Genomic DNA, 6967 nt, shown 5'->3' with positions numbered 1-6967 from the left:
ATATAGATGAGATAATTCTTTATCCACCAACAAGAAAGACGATTGGATGGATAAACGACAATATTGCAAATCTGTCGGGAAATATATTCATGATAAAGGAGACAGGAAATGGATTTAAGAATTGAAAAGACAGAAAAAGGGATTAAGAATGCGTTTATTGAACTCCGTTCTAAAAAACCACTGGAAAAGATTACGGTCAGAGAATTGTGCGAAATTGCCAGAATTAATAAATCTACATTTTATTCTCATTACAAAGATATCTATGATCTGTCGGATACACTGGAGGGGGAAGTAGTGGCTTCGATCACAAACAGTGTCTCACATCCGGAGTATATCGTGGATAATCTGGAAGCATTTTCCAGAGAGCTTTTAATCGCATATTTGTCACAGACGTCTCTTACAACCATTCTCTTTTCCGGAAATCAACGGAGCCATTTTGCGGATCGCATTGAAGAAAGTATTAAGAAACTGATCTATGAGAAGTATCCGGAGTTTGAAACAGATGAGATTATGAATATTACGATTAGCTACTGTATTCAGGGTGGGTATCATGCATTTCAGAGGAACCGGGAGGTGGATAATGATACGCTGGTGAATGCCATTGGCAAGATGACGGCATTGATGAGTCCATGTATCAAAAGCCGCCTGAGGTAAAAAAGAAGATGTATAATTATGTTGACAAAACAAACATATGTTCTTATAATAAGGTGGAACATATGTTTGTTTTTGCGTAAAGAAGGTGAAGATATGAGGATTCAGGAAGCGAAGTCGATGTATGATAAATTGCAGATTCTTACGGATGCCGCGAAGTATGATGTGGCTTGTACTTCCAGTGGGACAGCCAGAAGAGGGGATGGCACAGGGATGGGGAACTGTGAACAGTCCGGAATCTGTCACAGTTTTTCGGCAGACGGAAGATGTATCTCTCTTCTGAAGATTCTGTTTACGAATGAATGCATCTATGACTGTAAGTATTGTGTGAATCGAAGAAGTAATGATGTAGAGAGGACTTCGTTTACGCCGGATGAAGTATGTACACTTACCATGGAATTTTATCGCAGAAATTATATCGAAGGTCTGTTTTTAAGTTCCGGTATCTTAAAAAGCCCGGATTACACCATGGAACTTCTGTACGCAACGCTCTGGAAACTTCGGAAGGAGTATAACTTTCAGGGATATATTCATGTAAAAGCGATCCCCGGAGCCAGTCAGGAGCTGGTTCAGAGGATTGGATTCCTTGCTGACAGAATGAGTGTGAATCTGGAACTTCCGACGGCAGAGAGCCTCAGGCTTCTGGCTCCTCATAAGACGAGAAAGAACATACTGACACCCATGCGGCTTGTGCAGAACCTTGCATCAGAGAACCGGCAGAAGATTCAGCTGTACCGGAATGCACCAAGATTCGTTCCTGCCGGACAGAGTACTCAGATGATTATCGGTGCAACTCCGGAGACGGATTATCAGATCATTCGGGTAGCGGAATCTATGTATCAGAAGTTTGAACTGAAGCGGGTATTTTATTCGGCGTTTGTGCCTGTCAATGAAGATGTCTGTCTTCCGGCCGGGACAGGGGAAGGGCCTCCCCTTTTACGGGAGCACAGGCTGTATCAGGCGGACTGGCTGCTGCGATATTACCATTTTCAGGCAGAAGAACTGTTGTCGGAAGAAAATCCGAATTTTAATGTCTTATTTGACCCAAAATGCAACTGGGCACTGAAGCATCTGGAACAGTTTCCGGTCGAGGTCAACCGCGATGACTATAAGATGCTGCTTCGGGTTCCGGGAATCGGATATAAGTCTGCAGGCAGGATTGTACGGGCAAGAAAGCTTGGGACACTGGACTTTGCGGATCTTAAAAAGTTTGGTGTAGTACTCAAGCGTGCACTGTACTTTATTACTTGTAATGGAAAGATGATGTATCCTACCAGGATGGACGAAGATTATATCTCTAGGAATCTTTTGAATACAGGGGAAAGGCTGCCGGATTCCGTCACCCAGGCAGGATATCGGCAATTGTCGTTGTTTGATGATGTAAGATTCGGAGGTGGACTCAGATGAAAACGGTATATATCTGCAGCGACACCGTTACCGGAATTTTCTCCGGGATTTATGATGCCTGGAAATCAGGGAAACATGAACAGGATTGCGGGATTGCACTTTTGGGAGCGGTAGAACAGGAACTGTTCTGTGATTATGTGGAGGTGGAAGAATCAGAACGTAAGGCACAGGCAGTTGAACTTATGATCCGGAAGCATATGGGAATGCGTGCTTACTGGGATATCTTCCATGCAGTGTTGTCTCCGGACAGGGACAAAGGGAATGCGATTCTGGGAACCATGATGGCGGCAAGAAAGCTTGCGGACGGAACAAAAATCATGGATCACTTAAGTCATCCGATGGTGGAAAAAGTATTTGAACTTAGCAGGACAGTGGCCGGAGAGGCACATCTGTTGAAAGGCTTTCTCAGATTTCAGGAGTTGGAAAACGGAATTCTGTATGCGCAGATTACCCCCAAAGCGCAGGTATTGAGTTGTCTGGCTCCTCATTTTGAAGACCGGCTTCCAAATGAGAACTGGATGATACACGATAAGAACCATCAGATGTTTGCAGTACATGAGAAGGGAAAGCACTGGGTACTGGTGTTGGATGAATACTGGAGGGAAGACCGGGTGCAGTTGATATCGGAAAAAGAAAAAGAGTATGCACAGTTGTGGAAAAACTTCTGTCAGACCATTGCGATTCAGTCGCGGATGAATCCCAGGTGCCAGATGCAGCATCTTCCGCTTCGGTTTCGACCGAATATGACAGAGTTTCGGGATACGTCTGATGTGCGTGTGTGATGTGTAACAATGCTGTGCAGATCTTCGTCTGCTGTGCTATAATGTTTCCAGAAATCAAGTCGGGAGGAGAGCAGGATGAATCTGGAACAGCCACTGGTCAGGATATCCGTGCGTAATCTGGTGGAATTCATAATGCGGAGCGGAGATATTGATAACCGTGCAGGGGGAGCAGAGAAGGAAGCTATGCAGCAGGGAGGCAGGATCCATCGGAAAATTCAGAAATCCATGGGATATGACTATCATGCAGAGGTAGTGCTGAAATATGAGGTTCCATGCCAGGGATTCATTCTGTCCCTGGAAGGACGGGCGGATGGGATCATTGAGACTTCCTCGGGAGTTGTGATCGATGAGATCAAAGGCGTGTTCCGGGAACTGGAAAAGATTACAGAGCCGGTTCCGGTACATCAGGCGCAGGCAATGTGTTATGCATATATCTGGGCCAGCCAGAAGAAGCTGGATGAGATCGGAGTCCAGATGACATACTGTAATCTGGATACGGAGGATATTAAAAGATTCCAGAGCGTCTATACGTTTCAGAAACTGGAAAGCTGGTTCCTGGAACTGATCGGTCGATATGAAAAATGGGCAAGATACCAGATTCAGTGGAAAAAGACCCGAAATGCCTCTATAAAAAGTGTTGAGTTCCCGTTTTCCTATCGAGACGGGCAGAAAGAGCTGGTGACTTCTGTTTATCGGACGATACTGAGAAAAAAGAAACTGTTTATTCAGGCGCCTACGGGTGTGGGAAAGACGATGGCAACCGTGTTCCCTGCGGTAAAGGCAGTCGGAGAAGAATTGGGAGAGAAAATCTTCTATCTGACGGCCAAGACGATTACCAGAACGGTCGCATGGCAGGCGTTCGAGACGCTGAGACAGCAGGCACTTCGCATGAAGGTGATCGTGCTGACGGCGAAGGAAAAGATATGCCTGTGTGAGGAAACGAATTGTAACCCGGAAGCCTGCCCGTATGCAAAAGGGCATTATGACCGGGTGAATGATGCGGTCTATGAGCTGATGACAACGAAGGATGCAATCACAAGAGAACTGATAGAGATACAGGCACGAAAATGGATGGTGTGTCCATTTGAACTGAGCCTGGATGTGTCTGTATGGATGGATGCTGTGATCTGCGACTATAATTATGTATTTGACCCAAATGCACATCTGCGGCGCTTTTTCGGAGAGGGAACGAGGGGTGAGTACCTGTTTCTGGTTGATGAGGCGCATAACCTGGTGGAACGTGGAAGAGAGATGTACAGTGCGCAGATATACAAGGAAGACTTTCTGAAAGTAAAACGCCTGGTCAGATATGAAGATGAAAAACTGACAGGAAGGCTGGAAGAATGTAATAAGCAGTTGCTGGCTCTGAAGAGAGAATGTGATGGCTGTCAGGTTCACAACAGTGTATCACATGTATATCTGAAACTGTTGTCTCTGATGACAGAGATGGAGCGTTATCTGGAAGAATGTCGGAATGAAGAGATTCGAAAAGAAGTGCTGGATCTGTATTTTCAGGTCCGGATGTTTGTATACGTTTATGAAAGGCTGGATGAGAATTACCTGATCTATTCGGAACTGGAAGAAGATGGAAGGTTTAAGCTCAGATTGTTTTGTGTGAATCCGGCGAATTGTCTTCAGGAATATCTGGACAAGGGGAACAGTACGATCTATTTTTCGGCAACGCTTCTGCCGATTCATTATTATAAAAAACTTCTCAGTACATCCAAAGAGGATTATGCGATCTATGCAGAGTCCCCGTTTGATACCGGAAAGCGAAAGCTTCTTCTTGGAACGGATGTCAGTACAAAGTACACAAGAAGAGGTGAAGAGATGTATCGCAGATATGCACAGTATCTGATCCGGATTGCACAGATCAAAGTAGGCAATTACATCGCTTTTTTCCCGTCGTATCGGTTCATGGAGGAAGTGTATGATGCATTTGTCTATCTGCAGGATGAAGGACGGGAAATAGATGCTGTCATGCAGTCGCAGTATATGTCGGAGGAGGCAAGAGAGATATTTCTGGAGAATTTTGAAGAAGTAAGAGAACACAGCCTGATGGGATTCTGTGTTATGGGGGGAATATTTTCGGAAGGAATTGATCTTGCGGAAGATAAACTGATCGGGGCAGTGATCGTTGGAACCGGGCTGCCGCAGGTCTGCAGAGAGAGGGAACTTCTGAAGAATTATTTTGACGGCCAGGGGCTTCGGGGATTTGATTACGCCTATCTTTATCCTGGGATGAATAAAGTCCTGCAGTCCGCAGGAAGAGTGATCCGTACGGATGAGGACAGGGGCGTGATATTGCTTTTAGATGAACGTTTTCGAGATACAAGATACCAGGAAACGTTTCCAAGGGAATGGAAAGAGTATTCCCTGTGTACGGTGGAAACAGTAGAAACAGTGACAGAGGATTTCTGGAGAATATGGGAGTGATTCTTATGGAAGCCTAAAAGTAATTCAGAAATTCCCGGGCAGCATTGGAAACCGGTACCTTTCCGTTATAGGCAATGGCCAGTTCCCGGGAGGGGAGTTCTTCTTCGGTCTGTACGATGAACAGGTTCCCAGAGCTGTGTGGCACGCAGTAATCCGGAACGAAAGCGATTCCAAGCCCGATACTTGCAAGATCGATCAGCAGGTCATTGCTGCTGAGCTCGATTTCCGGAACCAGATCCAGCTGATGCTGCTGGAACAGAGAGTGAAGAAATTCACTGGTTGTACTTTTTTTGTCCAGCATCAGGATCGGATAGTTTAAAAGCTCTTTCAAAGACAGCTTTTTTCCTATCAGGTCGGAAAAAGCTTCATTGGCAATGAAAACATCATGAAATTCCTTGATCTTTTTTACGTGTGAAATGTTTCCGAGAGAAGCATTCGGTGCATTTACGACAATGAGATCCACCTGATCTGTTTCCAGAAGCTCTGCGCAACGGATAGAGGTCGCATTGGTGACCTTGATGTGTGCGCCCGGATAATCCCGGTGAAAGCGTTCGAGATAGGGAACCAGAAAATATCGACAGATTGTATCGCTTGCGCCGATGTGGAGCTGCCCGCCTCTTACACCGTTGTCGAGAAGCTGTGCTTCGCCGCGTTTGATCAGATTCATGGCAGGCTCGATATGGCGGAGCAGGATCTCGCCTTCAGCAGTCAGGCGTACTTTTTTGGTGCTCCGGATAAAAAGTGTCTGATTCAGTTTCTTTTCCAGAGTCTTCACAGACTGACTGACGGCAGACTGGGAGATGAAAAGCTGCTTGGATGCCTCGGAAAAGCTTAAGGTTGATGCTACATAGTAGAACACTTTGTATAATTCATAATTAATATCCATGCGAAATCCTCCTGCAAAAACTACTTTTCAGTATATATGAAAAAACGATGAATTACAATGAGGAGTGTGGTAGAATAGAAGCGGAGGATTTACGACTATGAAAAAAAGAGATTATGGTTTGGCTGTGATTGCAATGATGTGCGTGATTCTGGCAGGGTTGATCTTCAGCTTCTGGATGGCAATCTACGGAGACAGTGAATATCGGTTTTATGAGAAAGAGTATCGCAAATACTGTGTGACGGATGCCCTGGATATGGATATGGAGGATGTGATGGATGTCACAGATCATATGATGGCTTATCTGATCGGCAAAGAGGATGTTCTTTCAGTGACAACTCTGGTGGAGGGAAAGACACAGGATTTTTTCAATGAACAGGACAGACTGCATATGGCAGATGTCAAAAATCTGTTTCTTGGAGGAATCCGGGTCGGATGGATCTGTCTGGTGACAGGAGTTGTGCTTTTGGGAATTCTGATCCGGAAGGGAGTGGACTGGAGACGTTTGTTTTTAAAGTCGTATTCGATGGCTCTCGGAGCCTGGGCATTGCTTCTTGCGTTTCTTGGAATCGCGTTTGCTGTTGATTTTACCAGATGTTTTACGATTTTTCACCAGATTTTTTTTACAAATGATCTGTGGATGTTTGACCCGGATACAGATTACATGATTCGTATGCTTCCGGAAGGATTTTTCTCAGATATGGTGGTTCGTATCGTGCTGACATTTGTTGTTTTTCTGGTGCTTTTGTGGGTATTGCTTTTCATCCCGGGGAAATTGAAAAGAGAAAAGAAAATTAATAAGATAAAC

6 protein-coding genes are annotated in these 6967 nt (G+C 45.0%); 5 read left to right on the top strand and 1 reads right to left on the bottom strand.

Annotation, left to right across the window (positions count from 1 at the left end; translation table 11 throughout):
• Positions 1-108: 108 nt before the first annotated feature.
• The 4 genes from JQM82_RS13625 to JQM82_RS13610 all read left to right on the top strand — a co-directional run bounded on the left by JQM82_RS13625 (position 109) and on the right by JQM82_RS13610 (position 5276).
• Complete coding sequence (locus JQM82_RS13625; RefSeq protein ID WP_235250932.1) at positions 109-654, top strand: TetR/AcrR family transcriptional regulator; 546 nt, start codon at positions 109-111, stop codon at positions 652-654.
• Between the two features lie 93 nt (positions 655-747).
• Positions 748-2058: a putative DNA modification/repair radical SAM protein gene (locus tag JQM82_RS13620; protein ID WP_235250930.1), complete on the top strand. Its 1311-nt coding sequence runs from the start codon at positions 748-750 to the stop codon at positions 2056-2058.
• A complete protein-coding gene (locus JQM82_RS13615) occupies positions 2055-2840 on the top strand; it encodes a TIGR03915 family putative DNA repair protein (protein ID WP_235250928.1) in 786 nt (261 codons plus the stop codon). Before JQM82_RS13620 ends, JQM82_RS13615 begins: the two co-directional genes overlap by 4 nt.
• Positions 2841-2915: 75 nt before the next feature.
• Positions 2916-5276, top strand: a complete 2361-nt coding sequence (locus JQM82_RS13610; protein WP_235250927.1) for an ATP-dependent DNA helicase — start codon at positions 2916-2918, stop codon at positions 5274-5276.
• 13 nt (positions 5277-5289) lie between these two features.
• On the opposite strand, the gene JQM82_RS13605 is transcribed toward JQM82_RS13610, so the two are convergent.
• Positions 5290-6162: a LysR family transcriptional regulator gene (locus tag JQM82_RS13605; RefSeq protein ID WP_235250926.1), complete on the bottom strand. Its 873-nt coding sequence runs from the start codon at positions 6160-6162 to the stop codon at positions 5290-5292.
• A 97-nt stretch (positions 6163-6259) separates the two neighbouring features.
• On the opposite strand from JQM82_RS13605, the gene JQM82_RS13600 reads away from it, so the two are divergent.
• Positions 6260-6967 (top strand): TIGR01906 family membrane protein (locus JQM82_RS13600; RefSeq protein WP_235250925.1); only part of this gene is annotated, 708 nt, incomplete at its 3' end.

Origin of the sequence: Faecalicatena contorta (genome assembly GCF_021531995.1) — a bacterium.
Taxonomy (GTDB): Bacteria; Bacillota; Clostridia; order Lachnospirales; family Lachnospiraceae; genus Dorea_A; species Dorea_A contorta_A.
This window is presented reverse-complemented; position numbering and strand designations above follow the sequence as displayed.

Bases quoted from the DNA above. Each gene is read 5' to 3' on its own strand.
- JQM82_RS13625 (WP_235250932.1), top strand. From the start codon at position 109: ATGGATTTAAGAATTGAAAAGACAGAAAAAGGGATTAAGAATGCGTTT.
- JQM82_RS13620 (WP_235250930.1), top strand. From the start codon at position 748: ATGAGGATTCAGGAAGCGAAGTCGATGTATGATAAATTGCAGATTCTT.
- JQM82_RS13615 (WP_235250928.1), top strand. From the start codon at position 2,055: ATGAAAACGGTATATATCTGCAGCGACACCGTTACCGGAATTTTCTCC.
- JQM82_RS13610 (WP_235250927.1), top strand. From the start codon at position 2,916: ATGAATCTGGAACAGCCACTGGTCAGGATATCCGTGCGTAATCTGGTG.
- JQM82_RS13605 (WP_235250926.1), bottom strand. From the start codon at position 6,162: ATGGATATTAATTATGAATTATACAAAGTGTTCTACTATGTAGCATCA.